Source organism: Bradyrhizobium diversitatis, assembly GCF_016031635.1.
Taxonomy (GTDB): Bacteria; Pseudomonadota; Alphaproteobacteria; order Rhizobiales; family Xanthobacteraceae; genus Bradyrhizobium; species Bradyrhizobium diversitatis.
Window position 1 is genome coordinate 228108 of sequence record NZ_JACEGD010000015.1, and the last position, 20378, is coordinate 248485.

Annotated in this window: 18 protein-coding genes and 1 pseudogene; 12 read left to right on the plus strand and 7 right to left on the minus strand. The window is 64.6% G+C overall.

Features of this window, described 5'->3' with window-relative positions:
* Positions 1 to 111: 111 nt before the first annotated feature.
* From H1B27_RS18320 to H1B27_RS18330, 3 genes are all read left to right on the plus strand, one after another.
* Positions 112 to 312, plus strand: coding sequence for a hypothetical protein (locus H1B27_RS18320; protein ID WP_061877882.1), 201 nt, complete (start codon positions 112 to 114; stop codon positions 310 to 312).
* A 147-nt stretch (positions 313 to 459) separates the two neighbouring features.
* The gene (locus tag H1B27_RS18325; protein WP_035678446.1) at positions 460 to 1407 is read left to right on the plus strand and encodes an AAA family ATPase; all 948 of its coding nucleotides are present in this window, start codon (positions 460 to 462) and stop codon (positions 1405 to 1407) included.
* 5 nt (positions 1408 to 1412) lie between these two features.
* A complete protein-coding gene (locus H1B27_RS18330; protein WP_197967000.1) occupies positions 1413 to 2789 on the plus strand; it encodes a vWA domain-containing protein in 1377 nt (458 codons plus the stop codon).
* Positions 2790 to 2808: 19 nt separating this feature from the next.
* On the opposite strand, the gene H1B27_RS18335 is transcribed toward H1B27_RS18330, so the two are convergent.
* Positions 2809 to 2991 carry a hypothetical protein gene (locus tag H1B27_RS18335; RefSeq protein ID WP_061877881.1) on the minus strand — a complete coding sequence of 61 codons (183 nt, stop codon included), beginning with the start codon at positions 2989 to 2991 and terminating at the stop codon, positions 2809 to 2811.
* Between the two features lie 352 nt (positions 2992 to 3343).
* On the opposite strand from H1B27_RS18335, the gene H1B27_RS18340 reads away from it, so the two are divergent.
* A complete protein-coding gene (locus tag H1B27_RS18340) occupies positions 3344 to 3562 on the plus strand; it encodes a hypothetical protein (protein ID WP_035678447.1) in 219 nt (72 codons plus the stop codon).
* A gap of 8 nt (positions 3563 to 3570) precedes the next feature.
* Here H1B27_RS18340 and H1B27_RS18345 read toward each other — a convergent pair whose 3' ends face one another.
* Positions 3571 to 4956, minus strand: a complete 1386-nt coding sequence (locus tag H1B27_RS18345; RefSeq protein ID WP_197967012.1) for a hypothetical protein — start codon at positions 4954 to 4956, stop codon at positions 3571 to 3573.
* 95 nt (positions 4957 to 5051) lie between these two features.
* Positions 5052 to 6326, minus strand: coding sequence for an allantoate amidohydrolase (locus H1B27_RS18350; protein WP_197967001.1), 1275 nt, complete (start codon positions 6324 to 6326; stop codon positions 5052 to 5054).
* Between the two features lie 386 nt (positions 6327 to 6712).
* Between H1B27_RS18350 and H1B27_RS18355 the strand changes: the two genes are divergently transcribed.
* The 5 genes from H1B27_RS18355 (at position 6713) to H1B27_RS18375 (ending at position 12124) form a co-directional block, all read left to right on the plus strand.
* Positions 6713 to 7198, plus strand: a complete 486-nt coding sequence (locus tag H1B27_RS18355; RefSeq protein WP_061877877.1) for a nucleoside deaminase — start codon at positions 6713 to 6715, stop codon at positions 7196 to 7198.
* Positions 7199 to 7418: 220 nt separating this feature from the next.
* Positions 7419 to 8990 (plus strand): ABC transporter ATP-binding protein, encoded by a 1572-nt coding sequence (locus H1B27_RS18360; protein ID WP_061877961.1) that lies wholly within the window; start codon positions 7419 to 7421, stop codon positions 8988 to 8990.
* The gene (locus tag H1B27_RS18365) at positions 8974 to 10065 is read left to right on the plus strand and encodes an ABC transporter permease (protein WP_197967002.1); all 1092 of its coding nucleotides are present in this window, start codon (positions 8974 to 8976) and stop codon (positions 10063 to 10065) included. The genes H1B27_RS18360 and H1B27_RS18365 overlap by 17 nt, the downstream gene beginning before the upstream one ends.
* On the plus strand, positions 10052 to 10969 hold the full coding sequence (locus tag H1B27_RS18370; protein ID WP_197967003.1) for an ABC transporter permease: 918 nt from the start codon (positions 10052 to 10054) through the stop codon (positions 10967 to 10969). The genes H1B27_RS18365 and H1B27_RS18370 overlap by 14 nt, the downstream gene beginning before the upstream one ends.
* A gap of 78 nt (positions 10970 to 11047) precedes the next feature.
* Positions 11048 to 12124 carry a BMP family ABC transporter substrate-binding protein gene (locus tag H1B27_RS18375; protein ID WP_197967013.1) on the plus strand — a complete coding sequence of 359 codons (1077 nt, stop codon included), beginning with the start codon at positions 11048 to 11050 and terminating at the stop codon, positions 12122 to 12124.
* 109 nt (positions 12125 to 12233) lie between these two features.
* Here H1B27_RS18375 and H1B27_RS18380 read toward each other — a convergent pair whose 3' ends face one another.
* Positions 12234 to 13583, minus strand: coding sequence for an 8-oxoguanine deaminase (locus H1B27_RS18380; RefSeq protein ID WP_197967004.1), 1350 nt, complete (start codon positions 13581 to 13583; stop codon positions 12234 to 12236).
* A 153-nt stretch (positions 13584 to 13736) separates the two neighbouring features.
* Between H1B27_RS18380 and H1B27_RS18385 the strand changes: the two genes are divergently transcribed.
* The gene (locus tag H1B27_RS18385; protein ID WP_061877873.1) at positions 13737 to 14564 is read left to right on the plus strand and encodes an FAD binding domain-containing protein; all 828 of its coding nucleotides are present in this window, start codon (positions 13737 to 13739) and stop codon (positions 14562 to 14564) included.
* Complete coding sequence (locus H1B27_RS18390) at positions 14561 to 17287, plus strand: molybdopterin-dependent oxidoreductase (protein ID WP_197967005.1); 2727 nt, start codon at positions 14561 to 14563, stop codon at positions 17285 to 17287. The genes H1B27_RS18385 and H1B27_RS18390 overlap by 4 nt, the downstream gene beginning before the upstream one ends.
* Here the strand turns inward: H1B27_RS18390 and uraD are convergent.
* Genes uraD through H1B27_RS18405 form a run of 3 tightly spaced genes read right to left on the minus strand, consistent with a single transcriptional unit; the run spans position 17284 to position 19525 of the window.
* A complete protein-coding gene (gene uraD / locus H1B27_RS18395; protein ID WP_197967014.1) occupies positions 17284 to 18171 on the minus strand; it encodes a 2-oxo-4-hydroxy-4-carboxy-5-ureidoimidazoline decarboxylase in 888 nt (295 codons plus the stop codon). The genes H1B27_RS18390 and uraD overlap by 4 nt on opposite strands.
* 4 nt (positions 18172 to 18175) lie before the next feature.
* Positions 18176 to 19111, minus strand: coding sequence for an allantoinase PuuE (puuE, locus tag H1B27_RS18400; RefSeq protein WP_197967006.1), 936 nt, complete (start codon positions 19109 to 19111; stop codon positions 18176 to 18178).
* Entirely contained in the window at positions 19112 to 19525 is a 414-nt protein-coding gene (locus tag H1B27_RS18405) for a DUF3830 family protein (RefSeq protein ID WP_131870951.1), read from the minus strand.
* Between the two features lie 622 nt (positions 19526 to 20147).
* Here H1B27_RS18405 and H1B27_RS39810 point away from each other — a divergent pair.
* A pseudogene (locus H1B27_RS39810) lies at positions 20148 to 20378 on the plus strand (hypothetical protein); the annotation flags it as partial.

The window sequence follows — 20378 nt, forward strand, 5'->3', positions numbered from 1 at the left end:
CTACAAACGCTCGCCGTTCCGCCTCTGTTCGAAAGAGTTGATGAGGGCTCTGGGGCAACCGGCAGTAGCTTTCGCGCGGGGGTTGGTGGTCGCCTGCGAAGGAGAGCCGCGATGCCAGCTTACGTTCAGCATCATCAGGACGTCGAGATCGCGCCTGTGAATTGCCCCACCTGCATGGGGTTCCTGCCGATGTATGTGCGCGAGGTCGAGCCGCATTGGAGCCTTGCCATAATCGACTTCGTCTATGAATGCGCCGATTGCGGCGCCGAGGTCAGACAGACGATCCGCAAGCCGGAGCTGCTGCGGCACTGATCGCACGAACGGCGAACCGCTTAACTATTTGCGCTAAGCGGAAAAAACGCCGTTCACGCGGGTCTGATGTCTCCCAAACGAGGCTTGTTCTTTGCCGGGAACGCAGGCAGAACAAGCCTCAACCAAGACCTTTGGGAGCGCCCATTCGTGGCTGATCAGAAGGCCTCGACGTCGATCGAGGCAGTGGAGAGCGGCCTCGCCGCGCAAGGCTATATCGCGAGCCGGCAGATCGCGACCGCCGTCTATTTGTCGCAGCAGATCGAGAAGCCGATCCTGGTCGAGGGCCCCGCAGGCGTCGGCAAGACCGAACTCGCCAAGGCGATCGCGGCCTGGCGCGGCATGAAGATGATACGCCTGCAATGCTACGAGGGCCTCGACGAGGCCAAGGCGCTCTATGAGTGGAAATACGCCAAGCAGCTGCTCTATACGCAGATCCTGAAGGACAAGCTCGGCGAGGTTCTCGGCGGCGCGCAGACGCTGCATGCGGCGCTGGATCAGCTCCACGATTTCGGAGACGTGTTCTTCTCCAAGGAGTTCGTCGAGCCGCGTCCCCTGCTCCAGGCACTGGAGCAGCCGGGCGGCTGCGTGCTCCTGATTGACGAGATCGACAAGTCGGATGCGGAGTTTGAATCGCTGCTGCTGGAAATCCTCTCGGACTTCCAGGTCACGATCCCCGAGCTCGGAACCGTGTCGGCCATCACACCGCCGACCGTGATCCTCACCTCCAACAGCGAGCGCGATCTCGGCGACGCCCTGAAACGGCGCTGCCTGCATCTTCATATCGGCTTTCCCGAGCAGCGCCTCGAGGAACGCATCGTCGAAAGCCGCGTGCCCGGCATCTCCCAGACGTTGCGCCGGCAGATGGTCGGCTTCATCCACGAGATCCGCTCGCTGGATCTGAAGAAGCTGCCGTCGGTCAGCGAGACCATCGACTGGGCGCGCGTGCTGGTGCTGCTCCAGGCTTCCGAGCTCGACACCGAGATCGTCAAGGACACACTAAACGTCCTCCTGAAATACGAGACGGACATAGAGGCAGCGGCGCCGCAGGTGACGACCTTCATTGCCAAGGCGGCACGGTCCAACGTCTTCGGTTGACGCCGATGCGCGAGAACCTCCATCGTTTCTTTCGAGCGGCGCGGGGCGTCGGCGTTCACGTCTCGCCTGCCGAAAGCATCGATGCGATGCGCGCAGTCGCGCAAGTCGGCATCTCCGACCGCGCCGTCCTGCGCGACGCGCTGCTCCTGACACTTGCCAAGTCGCAGGACGAGAAGCTCGCGCTCGGTGACTGCTTTGATCTGTTCTTCAGTCAGCCGGAGCCGCGGCAGGACCAGCCCGAGGCCGGCGAAGACGACGCTCCGCAGGACTCAGGTCAGCCGCCCTCCTCCGGCGCTCCCAGCGATGCCGGCGAAGGTCAGCCTCCCGAAGGTCTAGGCCCGCTCGCTCAGATGCTGCTGTCGCAGGACCGCAATACGATTGCGGCTGCGATTGCCAGCGCCTCCGGGGCGGCCTCCCTGTCCGACATCCGCTACTCCACTCAGCGCGGCATCTTCTCCAGCCGCATCCTCGACGCCATGGGCCTCCAGCGCCTGCGTGACGATCTCGACGGGCTGACCGCGACCAACCCGTCGCTGGCCGAGCGTCTGCGCGCCGCGCTGGACGCCTTGCGCGAAGCCGTGCGCGATACGGTCTCTCAGGGGCTTGCACTCTATGCCCGCGAGGAGGCCGAAAACCTCCGCAACGAGATCTTGCGCAATGCGCCGCTTGCCCGCATCGAGCGGCGCCAGGTCGCCGAGATGCGCGCCCTCATCCGTCAGATCGCGCACCGGCTGCGCGAGCGCTACTCGAAGCCGCGCAAACGTCAGCGCCGCGGCCATCTCGACGTCCGTCGCACGCTCCGCCGGAATGCGGCCTGGGGCGGCGTGCCCTTCCTTACGGCATGGAAGCGCAAGCATCGCGACCGGCCGAAGATCGTAGCACTGTGCGACGTCTCGGGCTCCGTTGCGCAAGTGTCCGATTTCTTTCTGCTGCTCATCCACTCGCTGCACGAGGTGGTCGACGATGTCCGCTCCTTCGCCTTCTCCTCGCACCTGATCGAGGTGAGCAGGATCCTGGAATCGAAGTCGCCGGAGGAGGCGATGTCCGAGATCATGTCCAAGGTCGGCTTCGGCTCGTCGGACTACGGTTCCTCGCTGCTCGATTTCGAGAAGGAGTTCATGAGCACGCTGACGCCGCACACCACGGTGATCGTGCTCGGCGATGCCCGCAGCAACAATCTCGACCCGCGCGCTGACATTTTGCGCCGGATCTCCGATCGCTCGAAGCGACTGGTCTGGCTCAATCCCGAGGGGCGGCTCGCCTGGGGCTTTGGCGATTCCGAGATGCCGCGCTACGCGACCTTTTGCACCGTGGTGCGCCAATGCGCCACTGCGCACCAGCTCGAGCGCGCCGTGTCCGATATCGTGGCGACTTATCAGTGAGCAATATCAGCCGCCCGCGTCAGGCGGCATTCCGCTCGCCCTGCGCGAGATTGCACTCCCGGAAGTGATAGGCGATTTCGTCGAGCGCGCGCTGCTCCCATTCCTCAGCCTGCGCGAGCCAGAATACCCGACGTTCGAAATCGCGCGCCGCGCGCTCGCGGCATAGAAATTCCTGACTACGGATTTCAACCAGCCTCTTCATGCACTCACACTCCTGTCGTGTGAAGCCATTCCCTACGGAATAACGTAGCAGAGCCCGGAACAACCCGTCTCGCCATTTCTGTGCATATCGCGACGCAGAATAGGACAGCGACCCTTCCCGTGCAGCGCGGCAATTCGCACTGCAACATCAAGCGCAGATCATCATTTAGTGATCGGTAGTTGAGACGTTATTTGCGAGCAAATGATCTTAACTCTTGTGGCGCAACGAAGTGCGGCAATTTGTGAAGAGACGTTCTAAACATCTCATCGAATTCCGGACTCATTGTCGTCGCATGGTCTTCATGCAGCGCCGATAACAGAGGCGCGTGAACGTTACGACCGCCTGAGGCAACATGAACGACGATTTCGACTTTGAGCTTTCGCCGGACCAATGGGCAGCCCTGCGCTCACTTCGCAACCCGCTGTCGAACGGCCGTCTCAAGGCCCATCTCGTCGAAAGCCTCGTCGCACTCGGCCTCGTCGTCATCAATGACGGCGTGCCTGCCATGACGCCGACCGGACGCAAGGTGCTCGTGCGCGGATCGTGCCGGCTGCTGGATCTCGTAGCGTGAGCGATACGTCACCGAGTGGATTCGTCAATCCACCGGAGGAGCGGCGTTCCATACGCCCGCCTCCAGACGGACAGGAAGCGCGGAAACCAGGAATGAGCCACGGCGCCCTTATAGGCCCAGGTGCGATACTTCAGACCCTGTTCTGAGATCAGCTCCTGATAGCCGCCGTGAACCTCGGTCGCTGTCCGAATATCCTTCAATATTCCTTGGGCGCAGGCCCGATAGGCCTCGCCGCCAGTGAATTCGTCATAGTCCAGCATGCGATCCGCGAACTCGACGTTGAACGTCGGCCAGCAGGAACGCCCCTGATAGGCTGGTGCCGCAATCCTGTGGATCATCTTGTTCCTGGGATTGTCGGCTGAGACCAGGAAATGAAACGTGCTGGGGATACGAAACCGCGGCTCCGCAATGATCAGATCCGTCGTGGCCGCGAACATCGCCCGCTCGCTCGCATCGCTCATATTCCAGAATCCACGATGCACGCTGACGAAATCCAGCGCGACCGATGAGGCCGGCGAGCTCGCCGAACCTTCCAGGGAATGCCTGATATGGCCGTCCTTGCCGAACAGGCGGAGCAGGTCCGTCTTGTACTGCGCAAGATCACGCCCGAGCAGCCGCTTCAACTCGTTCTCGTCGACGACCCCGAGCTGCACGCCCCACACGAAGGTCGTGTAGACGGAAGCATTGGTCACGAAGCGCCTGCGTTCGGCGCGGGTGTCCGTTGCGGCGGAGCGCGGCGTGTGGACATCGCAAAGCAAATACCTGGTACCGTCGTCATTGAACGGTTCGAGCTCGCTCGCGAGCTGGAGGATCGCTCGCTTCAGGTCACCGCCATACTCGGCCAGCAACAGGCGGCCTGCATGCGCGCATTGTGACATTGCCAGATAGGCGGCCGTCCTGTCTTCGGCAGAGATCATCTGCTGGAGACCGGCGAGAATGCCGAGCAGCGTGTCCGACGGGCGCGAGAAATAGTTCACGCCGAGGTACCGACCGCGTCCCGCCGGGACAATGGTCGTCGTGACGACGCCGGCGCGAACCGCCTCCAACAACAAACGGACGCTCTTTTCGAGCAACCGGACCCGCCGCACCGCATCCTGCGGATCCATGACGGTTTCGGGATCGAGAACGTCGGGATAGAACCACGCGAAGTCTCGCGGATAATAGGCGGAGGCGTGCGGGGCGCCTGTGACGAGGAAAGCCTCGGTCACCGAGAACGCGCTGTCCATCGAGTGCCGATAAAGGTCCTCGATAGCCGACAACGAATGATGCGACTTTCTCAAGAACCGATCACCGAGAAAATTGACCGCCTGGAGAGCGTTGGCGACAAGGGTCGCAACCCCGCCCTGGTAAAACCTGTTTCCGCGATGTGACGGCAGGGGAATGTCGCTCTTCATGTGCACCTGATGTCTCGCGATTCCGGCGACGGCCGGTCACCATTCCAAGTGTGACTGATTCGTGTCTCGCCACGATGACGAACGGGGCCGGCCGTTCAGCTCGCGGCGGCGCGGCTCTCCCGCGTCTGAAAATTCTCGATGACCCTGAGCAAGACCCGCGCGCCGGCGTCAGCATCCGCGAGCTCGACATGCTCGTCCGGGTGATGGCTGATGCCGCCGCGGCAACGGACGAAGATCATGCCGACATCGGCAATGTCGATCATCGCCATGCCGTCGTGCCCTGCCCCGCTCGGCAGCTCGAACACGGAGAGGCCTTCGGCTTCGATCGCCGACGCGATCTGCTCCTTGAGCCACGGCGCGCAAGGCGCAGTGCGGTTCTCGTGGGTGACGTCAAGCTGAAGGGCCAGCTGCCGGCGCTCGGCGATCGCCTCGATCCGGCGAACGATATCGGCCACCGCACGTTTGCGGTGCATGTCGGTGGGGGCGCGCAGATCGATGGTGAAGGATACTTCGCCCGGAATGACATTGGTCGCGCCGGGCCTCGCCTGGATGTAGCCGACGGTGCCGACCAGGCCGCCCTCGTCGGTGCGGCAAAATTGTTCGATCGCACCGATGCATTCGGCCGCCCCGGCGAGTGCGTCGCGCCGAAGCTCCATCGGTATGGTGCCGGCGTGACCGGCCATGCCGGTCAGCCGCGCGGCAAGGCGCGTGGCACCGGCAATCGCGGTGACGACGCCCACGGGCAGGTTCTGCGCTTCCAGCACCGGCCCCTGCTCGATGTGCAATTCGAGGTATGCGAGCAGCTCACGCCGCGCTCGCGCGGCCGCGCCGATATGGTCGGGGTCGAGCCCGAACTGCACGAGCGCATCGCGCATCGACACGCCATCACGGTCGCGCGCGTTCAGCACATTCTCGTCAAAGGTGCCGGCCACCGCACGGCTGCCCAGCAAGGTCGAAGCGAAGCGCACCCCCTCCTCATCGGCAAAACCGACCACCTCGATCGCAAACGGCAGGCGCTTGCCGCGGCGGTTGAGATCGGCGACGCAAGAGATCGCCGTAATCACACCCAGCGGTCCATCCCATTTGCCGGCATCGCGCACAGTGTCGTAGTGCGAGCCGAGCATCAGGCAGGGCGCCCCCGGCCGGTCGCCTTCGTAGCGGCCGCAGACGTTGCCGATCGCATCGAGGCGCGCGCTCATGCCGGCTTCGCGCATCCAGCCCAGGATGAGGTCCGCTGCCTCGCGCAATTCCTTGGTGAGATAGATGCGGGTGAGTTTGTCACCCTCTTCCGAGATCGTGGCCAGATCGTTGATCCGACGCACGATCGCTTCGCCGAGCGATGCATTTTGAACGGCGTTAACGGACCCCATCTCGACAAATTTCCTCTTCTCTGGACCGCGGCGACGGCCGTCCTGGCGACCGGCACCAGCTCGGTGCCAGCAAAAATCACGTACCAGCGCCTGCCCAACAACCGCGTGATTAGCATGAATGCGAGTACGCGCCACGCTGCCTCGCGCCGGTCATGCGCGCGGGAACCCCACGCCTGCAATTGCGTCTGGCATTTCTTCCCAATCAGGGATCGAACGGGCCACATTATTGATATTTTTCAATCGGTTATCCAGAAAATTCCGTTGTCAGCATCCGTCCGGCCGGCTGGTGATGTTCCACGGCAAATTGTGTATGAAGCACGGACCAGCGAAGCCGACCTTCACCTTCGTCGGCCCGGCGCATGGCGGGCATTGACCGCGGAGTAGCGATGGACGCCGCGTCCGAACGTGACGAACACTTCCTGCGCCTGTCGTTCGCGGTCGCCCGCCGCTCGCTTAGCCATGGCAATCATCCCTTCGGCTGCATCGTTGTTGCGGCCGACGGCAAGGTTCTCATCGAGAGCGAGAATGGCTACATGCCGGACCATGACGGCACCGCGCATGCCGAACGTCTCGCGGCCACCCAGGCCTGCCGCACGCTCGGGCGCGAAGTGCTGGCGAAGGCCACGCTCTATTCGTCGGCCGAGCCCTGCGCGATGTGTGCCGGTGCGATCTACTGGGCCGGCATCGGCCGCGTCGTCTTTGGCCTCAGCGAGCATCGCCTGCGCGGCATCACCGGCAACCATCCGGAGAATCCGACCCTCGACCTGCCGTGCCGCGAGGTCTTTGCCAGCGGCCAGCGCCCGACAGAGGTCATCGGCCCCCTGCTCGAAAAGGAGGCTGAATCGCTGCACGACGGCGCTTGGACGAAGTAGCGGCACATTCAGAGGGAGATGACGCCGTTTTTCTGATCGCGCCCGATGTGATGCCGAGTTGGAGCAGCTGTCGCGACCTGGTCGCTCAGCACGGTAGACGACCCGCTGGGCCGATCGCCCGCCGAAACGTTGAGCAAGGGATGATGCTTTTTCACAGCTTACAGCGCGGTTCAAATTGGCCCACTATCGAAACACGTCACGCATGCAAGCGCATCAGCGAATGTTAGATCCGACACCCAACGGCCAGCATTCCGGCGATTCCCCGCTCCTGAGGACAAGCGGCCTCACCAAGCGTTATGGCGATTTCCTCGCCAACGATTCCATCGACATCGACATCTGGCCGAGTGAAATTCACGCCCTGCTCGGGGAGAACGGCGCCGGCAAGTCGACGCTGGTCAAGGCCATCTACGGTCTGATCCAGCCCAGCGCCGGCGAGATTCGCTGGCAGGGCCAACGAATCGTGCTTTCCGGTCCCTCGGAAGCTCGCTGCCTTGGCATCGGTATGGTGTTCCAGCATTTCTCGCTGTTCGACAATCTTACCGTCGCCGAGAACGTCGCGCTCGGCCTCGACGGCAAAGAGTCCTTCAAGGACATGTCGGCGCGGCTGGAGCAGGTGTCGAAGACCTATGGACTGCCGCTCGATCCCAGGCGCGAAGTCTGGCAATTGTCGGTCGGCGAGCGCCAGCGCATCGAGATCGTCCGCGCCTTGATGCAGGATCCGAAATTCCTGATCCTGGACGAGCCCACCGCGGTGCTGACGCCGCAGGAAGCCGACCAGCTCTTCATCGTGCTGGAGCGCCTCAAGGCCGAAGGCCGTGCCATCCTCTACATCAGCCACAAGCTGGAGGAGGTGAAGCGGCTCTGCGACACGGCGACGATCCTGCGCGGCGGCAGGAAGGTCGAGACCTGCAACCCGCGGCGCGAGACCGCGGCCTCGCTCGCACGGATGATGGTCGGCGGAGAGATCAAGGAAGTGAAGGCCGCATCCGGCCGCAAGACCACCGTGCCGCGGCTCGTCGTCGACGATCTTTCGCTGCCCCCCGCAGACGCGCATGGCGTGCGGCTCGAGCACATCTCGTTCGAGCTGAAGGGCGGCGAGATCCTCGGCATCGCCGGCGTCGCCGGCAACGGCCAGGACGAACTGTTCGCCGCGCTCTCCGGCGAGCGCCTCTCGAAGGACCCTGGAACGGTGGTGATCGAAGGCATCGCCGCCGGCCATCTCTCGATCACCCAGCGGCGCAGGCTGGGCGCCGCTTTCGTACCCGAGGAGCGGCTCGGCCACGGCACCGCGCCGCGCATGAAGCTGTCGGAGAACGCGCTGCTCACCGGGCACGCCGCCAGCGGCATGGTCCGCCGTGGCTTCATCGACACCGCAGCCACGCTGAAGGCGGTCGACCGTGCGACCGAGACATTCGATGTCCGCAAGGCCAAACGCGATCCGGAAGCCGCGAGCCTCTCCGGCGGCAATCTGCAGAAGTTCATCGTGGGACGCGAGATCCTGCGCTCCCCCGCGGTGCTGGTGGTGAGCCAGCCGACCTGGGGCGTCGATGCCGGCGCCGCCGCCGTCATCCGGCAGGCGCTGCTCGATCTCGCAGCCGCAGGCGCCGCCGTCCTCGTGACCAGCCAGGATCTCGACGAGCTCGCGGAGATCGCCGACCGCATCGCCGTGATGTTCCACGGCAAGCTTTCCGCTCCGCTCGCGGCAAGCGACGCGAGCCGCGAAAAGCTCGGCCTCCTGATGGGCGGCAGCAGCCTGGAACCGGAGGAGATCGCGCATGCAGCTGGTGCTTGAGAAGCGCGTCGAGCGCTCCGGCACGATCGCGCTGGTGTCCCCACTGATCGCGATCGGCCTCACGATCCTGACCATGGTCATCCTGTTCGCGATACTGGGCAAGAATCCCCTGCTCGCCCTGCACGCCTATTTCATCGCGCCCTTGACCGACGGCTATTCGCTCCTGGAGATCGCGGTGAAGGCAACGCCGCTGGTGATGATCGCGATCGGGCTGTCGCTCTGCTATCTCGCCAACGCCTGGAACATCGGGGCCGAGGGGCAATTCCTGATCGGCGCAGTCGCCGGAAGCTGGATTGCGGTGAAGACGCAAGGCACCGACGCCGGCGCCTGGGTGCTGCCGGCCATGTTTGTCCTCGCCGCCGCAGCGGGCGCGCTCTATGCGCTGATCCCGGCGATCTGCAAGGTCAAGTTCGGCGCCAGCGAGATCCTGACCAGCCTGATGCTGGTCTATGTCGCCGACCTCTTCCTCGACTATCTCGTACGCGGGCCATGGCGCGACCCGCAGGGGTTCAATTTTCCGACCACGGCCGAATTCGATCCGGTGGCGACCGTCCCCCTGCTGATCGAAGGCGGCCGGCTGCATCTGGGCTCGATCATCGCCTTGCTCGTCGTCGCAGCAGCGGCGATCCTGCTCGGGCGCACCATCAAGGGCTTTGAGATCCGCGTGGTTGGAGCTGCACCCCGTGCCGCGCGGTTCGGCGGCTTCAATGCCAATCAGCTGATCATCCTAACCTTCGCGGTATCAGGCGCGCTGGCGGGCCTCGCCGGAATCATCGAGGTTGCAGGTCCGATCGGGCATCTCCAGCCCGGCATCTCGCCTGGTTACGGCTTTACCGCGATCATCGTGGCCTTCCTCGGCCGTCTGAACCCAGTTGGAATACTCATCGCAGGCTTATTCCTGGCATTGACCTTCATCGGCGGCGAGCAGGCGCAGATCGCGATGAAGATCCCGCTGGACGTCACCAAGATCTTTCAGGGCATTCTGCTGTTCTACGTGCTCGCCTGCGATTCCCTCATCCTCTACCGCTTCAAGCTGGTCTTCCCGAACCGAGAGGTGACTCGTGGAGCTGGTTGAAGCCATCATCCTCGCGGTGCTCGCCGCGTCGACGCCGCTGCTGATCGCGGCGACCGGCGAGCTCGTGACCGAGCGCTCCGGCGTGCTCAATCTCGGCGTCGAGGGCATGATGATCGTCGGCGCGGCCTGCGGCTTTGCCGGCGCCTGGCTGACCGGATCGGTCTTCATCGGCGCGCTGTTCGGCATGGTCGCGGGCACGCTGATGTCGCTCGTCTTCGCGCTGATGGCGCTCGGGCTCGCCGTCAACCAGGTTGCGACCGGTCTCGCGCTGACCATCCTCGGCGTCGGGCTCTCCGGCCTGATCGGCGCCGGCTTCGTCGGTGAGCGCATCACGCCGGCAATGCACCTCTATATTCCCGTCCTGACGGACATTCCGCTGATCGGCCGCGTGCTGTTCGGCGAGGACGGCTTCGTCTATTTCTCCATTGCACTCATCGTCGGCGTCTGGTGGTTCCTGTACCGTACGCGGGCGGGGTTGATCCTGCGCGCCTGCGGCGACAATCATGTCTCCGCACATGCGCTCGGCTATCCCGTGCTGCGCATCCGCACCTTCGCCGTGATGTTCGGCGGTGCCTGCGCCGGCCTTGCCGGCGCTTATCTGCCGCTCGCCTATACGCCGTTCTTCGTTCCAGGCATGACCGCCGGCCGCGGCTGGATCGCGCTGGCGCTGGTAGTGTTCTCGTCCTGGCGGCCAGGCCGGCTCGTGGCCGGCGCCTATCTGTTCGGCGCGGTGACGATCCTGCAACTGCACGCGCAAGGCTGGGGCGTCGGCATTCCCTCGCAATTCATGTCGGCACTGCCTTATCTCGCGACCATCATCGTGCTCATCCTGCTCTCCCGCGCGCGGACCGGCGGCTCGACAGCGCCAGCGGCGCTCGGCACCGTGTTCGTGCCTGACCGCTGAAATCTCGCTTCCGCGGCATGCGCGATCGGGCGCGCATGTTGCCGATCATGGCTTTCCCCCGACGTTTGGAGATCGATGATGTGGAAATCACTTCTTGCGCTGACTGCCGGGCTTTTGCTTGCCGGGAACGTCAGTGCAGCCTCCGCCGCCGACAAGCTGAAGGTCGGCTTCGTCTATGTGGGTCCGATCGGAGACCTCGGCTGGACCTATCAGCACGACCTCGGTCGTCAGGCGCTGGTGAAGGAACTTGGCGACAAGATCGAGACCACCTACCTCGAGAACGTGCCCGAAGGCCCCGACGCCGAGCGCTCGATCGAGCAGCTGGTCCGCGCCGGCAACAAGCTGATCTTCACCACGTCCTTCGGCTACATGGACTCGACGCTGAAGGTCGCCAAGAAATATCCGAACGTGCATTTCGAGCACGCCACCGGTTACAAGCGCAACCCGAACATGTCGACCTATTCGGCGAAATGGTATCAGGGCCGCTACATTCAAGGTCTGATCGCAGCGAAGATGTCGAAGTCGGGCGTGCTCGGCTACATCGGCTCGTTCCCGATTCCGGAGGTCGTCTCCGGCATCAACGCGACGATGCTGGCGGCGCAGACCATCAACCCGAACATCAAGGTCAAGATCATCTGGGCCAACACCTGGTTCGACCCCGGCAAGGAAGCCGACGCCGCCAAGGCGCTGATCGACCAGGGCGCCGACGTCATCATGCAGCACACGGATTCGCCCGCCGCCATGCAGATCGCCAGCGAACGCGGCAAGCTCGCCTTCGGCCAGGATTCCGAGATGATCAAGTTCGGGCCCAAGACCCAGCTCACCTCGATCCTGGATACCTGGGGCCCCTACTACATCGAGCGCGTCAAGGCCGAGCTCGCCGGCACCTGGAAGTCAGAAAACACCTGGGGCGGCCTCGACAGCCACATGTTCGCGATGGCGCCCTACACCAACATGCCGGACGATGTGAAAAAGATGGCCGAGGATGCCCAGGCCGCGATCACAGCGGGCAAGCTGCATCCGTTCAAATGCCCGATCGTTGGGCAGGACGGCAAGCCGGTCGAGTGCAAGGGCGGCGATCACCTCGACGACGGCCAGATCCTTGGCATGAATTTCTACGTGAAAGGCATCGACGACAAGCTGCCGGGCAAGTAGCACGCTTCTTGCATTCCCCAATTCACCTGCTCCTCCCGGAGGAGGTTCGGAGGGGGTGGCCAGAAGCACCCGGCACTTGTGGCTGCCCCCTCTTTCCATCTTGCCCGGCCTATTCCGCCCGCATGGCCCGCGCCGCGGAACCGTGGCGGCGGATGAGGTCTGCCACGTCCAGGCCCGGAATCGCGCCGTCAATCACCGTCCATTTTCCGGCCACCATCACCCGGTCGGCCCGATGCGCCCCGCACAGCACCAGGGCAGCCAGCGGATCGCCGTGACCGGAGAAGCGCAGCTCGTCGAGCCTGAACAGAGCGAGATCGGCGGCCTTGCCGACGGCGATCGCGCCGAGTTCCGGCCGGCCGACGCAGGCCGCCGAGCCCTCGGTGACCCAGCGCAGCGCATCCTTGTGACTGACTTTCGTCACCCCGTAGCGAGCCCGTTGCAGCAGGAAAGCGGCGCGTACCTCCTGCATCAGGTTTGAGCCGTCGTTCGACGCCGAGCCGTCGACGCCGATCCCGATCCCGACGCCGGCCTCCTCCATCTCGCAGACGGGACAGCAGCCGGACGCCAGCAGCTGGTTGCTGCAGGCGCAATGGCTGATGGTCGTCTTCGCCTGGCCGAGCCGCTTGATCTCATCGGCGTTGAAAAAGATGCCATGGGCGAGCCAGGTTCGCGCATTGAGCCAGCCGCATTGCTCGAGATAGTCGAGCGGGCGGCAGCCGTACATCTGCTGACAGAATTTGTTCTCGTCCTCGGTCTCGGCGAGGTGGGTGTGCAGGCGCACGTCGAGCTTGTCGGCGAGATCGGCGGTCGCGCGCATCAGCGAGGTCGTCACCGAGAACGGGGAGCACGGCGCGAGCGCGATCTGCACCATCGCATCCGCACCGCGCTGGTGATGCTGTGCGACCACGCGCGCGCTGTCGGCGAGGATCGTATCCTCGTCCTGCACGACGCTGTCAGGCGGCAGGCCGCCGTCGCGCTGCGACAGGTTCATTGAGCCCCGGGTCAGCAGCACCCGCACACCCAGTCGCTGTGCCACTGCCACCTCGATGTCGACGGCGTCCTCGAGCCCTGCCGGGAAAACATAGTGGTGATCGGTCGTGGTGGTGCAGCCGGAGAGCAGCAGCTCGGACATCGCCACCGTGACGCCGAGCTCGAGCGCCTCAGGCGTCAGCCTCGCCCAGACCGGATACAGCGCCTGGAGCCAGGGAAACAGCTGCCGGTCCATTGCAGCCGGCAGCGCCCGCGTCAGCGTCTGGTAGAAATGATGATGGGTATTGATCAGGCCCGGCAGCACGACATGCTCGCCTGCATCGAACACTGCGACATCCGCGGTTGCAGGCGCACCGCCGGCCGGCACCAGCTCGACGATCAGGCCGTCCTTCACCACGATGCCGCGTTCGGCACCATCGGCAAGGATGGCGAGGGGATCCCTGACCCAGAGGGGCTTCGCATCGCTCATGATCCTGCTTCTCCACACGCCGAATGACGACCAGCCTGCAAGGGGAACGCCAGCCCGAACACGGTATTGCTACGACTTGTTTGTTGCGGCTTGGCTCCGGTCTTGCAAGACTCGTCTCCACGATTCACCCTGGGCGGAAGCGCTGGCGCAGCCATGGATTTGAATACCATCACGACGGTGGCCCACCCGCAAACGCGCGCGCAACTGCCTGCCTGGACGACAGGTGATGCCTGGCTTGCAGGGGGCACCTGGCTGTACTCGGAGCCGCAGGTCCACCTGAGGCGACTGATCGATCTCACCGATCTGAGATGGCCGGCGCTGACGATCACGGACAGCCATCTCTCCATTGCCGCCACCTGCACGGTTGCACAGCTGGACGGTCTATCCTGCCCGCCCGACTGGCTCGCAGCGCCATTGATCGGCCAGTGTTGCCGGGCCTTCCTCGCCTCCTTCAAGATCTGGAAGACAGCCACGGTCGGCGGCAATCTCTGCATGTCGCTGCCGGCGGGACCGATGATCTCGCTCACATCGGCGCTCGACGGCGTCTGCACCATCTGGAAGGCCGGGGGCGGCGAGCAGAACATTCCCGTCGTCGATTTCGTCACCGGCAACCAGAGCAACCGTCTCATGCCCGGCGACCTGCTGCGCCAGATCGATATCCCGATTGCGGCATTGCGCCGTCGCGCGGCCTTTCGCCAGATTTCGCTGGCCCCCGTCGGCCGCTCGGCAGCGCTTCTGATCGGCAGCCTCGATCCGGACGGCAAACTGACATTGACGATCACCGCATCGACGGTGCGGCCGGTCCAGCTCTCGTTTGCCAAGGCGCCGGACGCCGCTGCGCTCCGCGCCGCCGTCTCGGAAGGGGTCACCGAGGAGTTGTACAACACCGACATCCACGGCAAGCCACTCTGGCGCAAGCACATGACGCTGCGGCTCGCCGAGGAAATTCGCTGTGAACTCCTGGGAGCAACGCGGCCATGAGCTTCGAGGTCAACAGCAAGGCATTTTCTCAGGAGCCTCGCGCCGGCCAGTGCCTGCGCACGTTCCTGCGCGAGCTCGGCCATTTCGGCGTCAAAAAGGGCTGCGATGCCGGCGATTGCGGTGCCTGCACCGTGCTGCTCGATGGGGAGCCGGTGCACAGCTGCCTGATCCCGGCGTTCCGCGCCGAGGGACGCGCCGTCATCACGATCGAAGGTCTTGGCGGAGATGACGGCACGCATCCGATGCAGCAGGCCTTCCTCGATGCGCAGGGCTTTCAATGCGGCTTTTGCACCGCCGGCATGATCCTGACCTGTGCCTCGCTGAACCAGGCCCAGCGGACCGATCTCGGCGTAGCTCTGAAGGGCAATATCTGCCGCTGCACCGGTTATCGTTCGATCGAGGATGCGATCCTCGGCAAGACCAATGTCGAGGCGAGCGTCGAGGCCGGCGCCGCGTTCGGCCGTAGCCTGCCGGCGCCGGCGGGTCCCGACATCGTGCGCGGCAAGACGCGCTACACCTTCGATACCGCCATCGACGGACTGCTGCACATCAAGCTGCTGCGTTCGCCGCATGCTCACGCCAGGATCCTCACGATCGACAGGTCGGACGCCCTTCGCGTAGCCGGCGTGCATGCCGTGCTGACGCATGAGGATGCGCCATCCGTGCTGATGTCGACCGCGCGGCACGAGAAGGACTGGATGGACCCCGAGGACACCCGAATCCTCGACGATGTCGTGCGTTTCATCGGCCAAAGGGTTGCCGCCGTCGTCGCCGAGACCGAAGCCGCCGCCGAGGAGGCATGCCGCAGGCTGAAAGTCAGCTACGAGATTCTGCCGGCGCTGAGCGACCCGGAGCAGGCGATGGATCCGGGCGCGCCCATCATTCATCCTGACCGCACCATTGCGAACCGCGTCGCGGACGCCCAGCGCAATCTCGTCGCGGAAACGCACGGCGAGTTCGGCGACGTCGCCGCGGCGCTCGCCACGTCCTCCGTGACCTACGAGGCCACTTTCCACAGTCACCGTGTACAGCATGCGGCACTGGAGACGCATGGCGGCCTCGCATGGCTCGATGACGCAGGCGTGCTCAATGTCCGGACCTCGACGCAGGTCCCATTCCTGACCCGGCGCGCGCTGTCGGACATCTTTCAGCTTCCCGTGGACAAGGTCCGCGTGTTCTGCGAACGCGTCGGAGGCGGCTTTGGCGGCAAGCAGGAGATGTTCGTCGAGGACATCCTGGCGCTCGCTGCGCTGAGGACCGGGCGGCCCGTGAAGCTGGAGCTCACCCGCGAGGAGCAGTTCATCGCGACCTCGACGCGGCATCCGATGCGGGTCCACATCAAGGCGGGCGCCGATGCCGACGGCAAGCTCACCGCGCTCCAGCTCGACGTGCTCTCCAATACCGGCGCCTACGGCAATCATGCCGGCCCCGTGATGTTCCACGCTCTGGCCGAGTCCATCAGCGTGTACAATTGCCCGAACAAACGGGTGGACGGCTTCGCCGTCTACACTAACACGGTGCCGGCGGGCGCGTTTCGCGGTTACGGCCTGCCGCAGGCGCTGATCGCGGTGGAAGCCGCGATCGACGAGCTCGCGCGTCAGCTCGGCATCAGTCCCTACGCGATGCGACGGCGCAATATCATCAAGCCCGGCGATCCTATGCTGTCGCCGCCGCCGTCCGACTATCACGACGTGCTCTATGGCTCCTATGGGCTCGACCAGTGCCTCGACCTCGTCGAGCGCGCGATGCAGGCTGATGGCCCGCAGCCGAACCTGTCGCCGGAATGGCTGATCGGTGACGGCATTGCGCTGACCATGATCGATACGGTGCCGCCGGCTGGCCACATCGCCGACGCGACGATCGCGCTCAACGATGACGGCGGCTTCGATCTCACCGTCGGCACGGCCGAGTTTGGCAACGGCACCAGCACCGTGCACCTCCAGATCGCCGCGACGACGCTCGCGACCACGGTCGGGAGAATCCGCCTGCGCCAGTCCGACACCGCCCATGGCGGCCACGACACCGGCGCCTATGGCAGCGCCGGCACCTTCGTCGCGGGCAAGGCGACGCATGCGGCGGCGATGCAGCTTGCGACCGAGCTGAGGGCGGCCGCCGCCGGCGTGTGGCTGTGCGACGTGGATACTTGCGTGCTCGATGGGGACGCCGTCGTCAGCGGCGTCCGGCGCATGCCCTATACGGAACTGGCGAAGCTCGCCCGCGAGCGCGGCCAGCCGTTCGCAGGCACCGGCAATTCCACCGGCACGCCGCGTTCGGTCGGCTTCAACGTGCAGGGTTTTCGTGTCGCCGTGAACAAGGGCACCGGCGAGCTTAGGATTCTCAGGAGCGTGCACGCCGCGGACGCGGGCGTCGTCGCCAATCCCATGCAGTGCCGCGGTCAGGTCGAAGGCGGCGTGGCGCAGGCGCTCGGCGCTGCGCTCTACGAGGAGATGGTGATCGACGCGAACGGCCGCGTCGTCAACCCGAAATTCCGCGACTACCACCTGCCCTCTTTCGCTGACGTTCCGCGCACGGAGGTGCACTTCGCCGAGACGTCCGACACGATCGGACCGCTCGGCGCAAAGTCCATGAGCGAGAGCCCCTACAATCCGGTCGCTGCCGCACTCGGCAACGCGATTGCGGATGCTACCGGCATCCGGTTCACCGCACCGCCCTTCAAACCGGACCGGCTGTTTCCGGCGCTGCACGAGAAGTTCGGCAGCTAGCTGCCGCGATAGGTCGAATAGCTCCAGGGCGTGACCAGCAGCGGCACGTGGTAATGGCTTTCCGGCTCGCTGATCGCAAAGCGCAGCGGGATCTCGTCGAGAAACGGCGGATCGGACAGCGGCACATTGCGCTCCGCGTAGTATTGGGCAACGCGGAATCTGAGCTCGTAGCGGCCGATCGGCAGCGGGCGACCGCCGATCAGAGGCTGGTCGGTGCGCCCGTCGGCATTGGTCACCGCGCGCGCGATGATGCGGCTCTCGCCAAGGCTCGCGAGCTCGACGAGCTCGATCGGGACGCCCGGCGCGGGCTTGCCAATGTGATTGTCCAGCACATGGGTCGAGAGCCGGCCGTGCACCTTCAGCCTGTCGTCGGCCATGACGAGCTGATCTAGCCGCAGCGCGGAGATGCGGCCAATTTCCTCGATCGCACGTCGCGTCTCGGTCTTGGCGATATTGAGCAGTCGCGTCTCGAAGTCGCGCAGCACGGAATCCCTGGTGTGACGGCGCACGCAGACGATATAGGGGAAGCCGAACTTGTCGCGGTAGGCGCCGTTGGCACGCTCGAACGCCGCATATTCGGCCTCCGACAACCGGTCGAGCCCGGCGCTGTTCTGCTCGTCGGTCGATTCCGCGGTGAGGCCGGCGGCGCGCTGCGTCTTGTCGGCGAGATCGGGATGCGCCCGGATCAGCGCCAGCTGCACGTCAGGCTCGGCACTCTGGATCGCCGCCATCAGCGCGGCGTGCAGCTCATTGATGCCGGCGAACGGCCGCTTTGCCGCGAGTTGCTCGGCGATCCATGGCGAATATTCGACGACATTGGCGAGCGCGGCGACGAAGTCGGCCTTGCTGGCGGCGTTGAGGTCGGCGAGCGAGATCTGCGACATCATCTCACCCGATCTCGAATGCGTTGACGGCAAGATGGGCGTGCCTGTCGTGCCAGTGCTGCGCGATCTGCAGCCGCGTCGGCACCCAGACGCGCTCGTGCTTGCCGATATAGTCGAGGAAGCGGATCAAGCCTGCTGCGCGGCCGGGCCGGCCGACGAGGCGGCAATGCAGGCCGACCGACATCATCTTCGGCGCGGTTTCGCCTTCGGCGTAGAGCACGTCGAAGGCGTCCTTCAGATAGGTGAAGAACTGCTCGCCTTCCGCGAACCCTTGCGGGTTGATGAAGCGCATGTCGTTGGCGTCCAACGTATAGGGAATGATGAGCTGCTTGCCGCCCGGACCCTTCACCCAATAGGGCAGATCGTCGGCATAGGAGTCGCAGAGATAGAGGAAGCCGCCTTCCTCCATCAGCAGCCGGTTGGTGTTGATCGAGGAGCGCCCGGTGTACCAACCCAGCGGCCGCGAGCCGGTCGCCTCGATATGCACGCGGATGGACTCGGCGATCTCGGCGCGCTCCTGCGCCTCCGTCATGTCCTTGTGCTCGATCCATTTCAGGCTGTGGCTGGCGATATCCCAGCCCGCCTCCTTCATCGCCGCGACGATTTCCGGATTGCGTGCGAGCGCGGTGGCGACGCCGAACACGGTGGTCGGCCAGTTGCGCGCGGTGAACATCCGCCACAGCCGCCAGAAGCCGGCGCGCGAGCCATATTCGAACATCGATTCGATATTGGCGTGGCGCTGGCCCGGCCAGGGCTGCGCGCCGAGCACGTCGGACAGGAAGGCTTCCGAGGCGCGGTCGCCGTGCAGGATGTTGTTCTCGCCGCCTTCCTCGAAATTGACGACGAACTGCACCGCGACCCGCGCGTCACCGGGCCATTGCGGATGCGGCGGGTTGCGGCCGTAGCCACGCAGATCGCGCGGGTAGCGGGGCTCAGTCACTCAGACTTCCTCGAACCGGATCGGCAGGGCGCCCTTCCACAGCACGCTCTTGCCCAGCGTCGCCAGATTCTCCAGGCCCGAGGTCAGCGTGATGAAATGGTTGCCCGCGAGCTGGCCCATCTTGCTCGCGAAATGCACGCCGCCATAGGCGAGCAGGATCTCGGTCTCGCTGATGCCACCCGGGTAAAGGATGATCTGGCCGGGCGCGGGATAGCTGGTGTGGTTCTCGTAGCCGACGCCGAAATCGAGGTCGCCGAGCGGCATCCATACGCCCTCACCGCTCCAGCGCACATGGATGATGTGGCTTTCGAACGGCAGTGCCTTGCGAAACGCGGCGACGGTCTTCGGCGCCAATTGCTCTTCGAAGCGGGCATCGAAGGTGAAATCGCCGGCGCTGATAACGAGTTTGCTCATCTCATCTCTCTGAATCGGGACCGGTGGCCCCACGGATAACGCTCAAGCAAAGAGCATTCCCGACAGTTTCACGCAAGTGGTGGAGTGAAGCCCGGCAGCGCCGGGACCAGAAGATGTCTCGACACCCTCGTCGCCTGAAAACTCAACCGGTTCATTGAACCGGATTGTGGCGGGCAAGTCCACCGGCGCCGCCGCCGGAATTGCCGAATAATTGGCCGCGCCCCAGGGGCCACACGACCCGATGCCGCAACATGGGCCCCGGCTCTGCAACGCACCGTCGAAGAGACGCTGCGCTGCGTCCGGGGCACGAGAGTGGAGTTTGGCGCACGCTCTCTCCTCCGCGTCATTGCGAGCCACCGGGTCGGCGCGAAGCGCCGCCCGATGACAGGCTCCGCGAAGCAATCCAGAGTCTTTCCGCGGAGGGGATTCTGGATTGCTTCGTCGCTACGCTCCTCGCAATGACGGTGGATGTGGCTGCAGACACGCCGTCGCGTTCTCGCGGCTGAACTCGCCCGAGCTTTGCTTCGTCGCTCACCCTCTCGAGCCAAGAGGGCACAGGGAAGACCGCATAGGCGTTAAGTTTATTCTTGAGTGTTGGAATCACACGTGATTCCAAAGCGGGATGGCAGACGAATCGCTTCTGAACGAGGACTGGACGAGAGTGGTTACGCAGCTCGGCGGGGCTGCGCAGCTTGAGATAAGCGCGCGCCAGACGAAGGCTTTCGTGCGGCGGCGCCAAATTCCAGATGCGGTGTCGTTACTTCGGCTGATGCTGGCCTATTGTCTGGGTGAACGAGGGTTGAGATCGACAGCCGCGTGGGCCGCTTCTGTTGGCCTTGCCGACCTCAGCAGC